The following is a 236-nucleotide window of genomic DNA, read 5'->3' as shown; positions in this document are numbered from 1 at the left end:
GTCATTGGTGGTAGCACACCCCGCTGTCTGGCGCTGGGCATGGCGCTGTACCAGCATGCGATCAAAACGATGGTGCCTGTCAGTTCGACCCGCGCGGCAGAGATGACGAAGCTGCTGGAGAACATTCATCGTAGCGTGAACATTGGGCTGGTTAACGAGATGAAGATCGTGGCTGACAAGATGGGCATCAACATTCACGAAGTGATTGATGCTGCTGCCACCAAACCCTTCGGCTT

Annotated in this window: 1 pseudogene; it reads left to right on the top strand. The window is 55.1% G+C overall.

From position 1 onward, the window contains the following. Positions 1 to 236 (top strand): annotated as a pseudogene (locus tag MTCD1_RS20300) (UDP-N-acetyl-D-glucosamine dehydrogenase); the annotation flags it as partial.

This window comes from Colwellia marinimaniae (assembly GCF_002207865.1).
In the GTDB taxonomy this organism is placed as follows: domain Bacteria; phylum Pseudomonadota; class Gammaproteobacteria; order Enterobacterales; family Alteromonadaceae; genus Colwellia; species Colwellia marinimaniae.
Note: the sequence above shows the minus strand (reverse complement) of the source record. Positions and strands in the feature narration are given on the sequence as shown.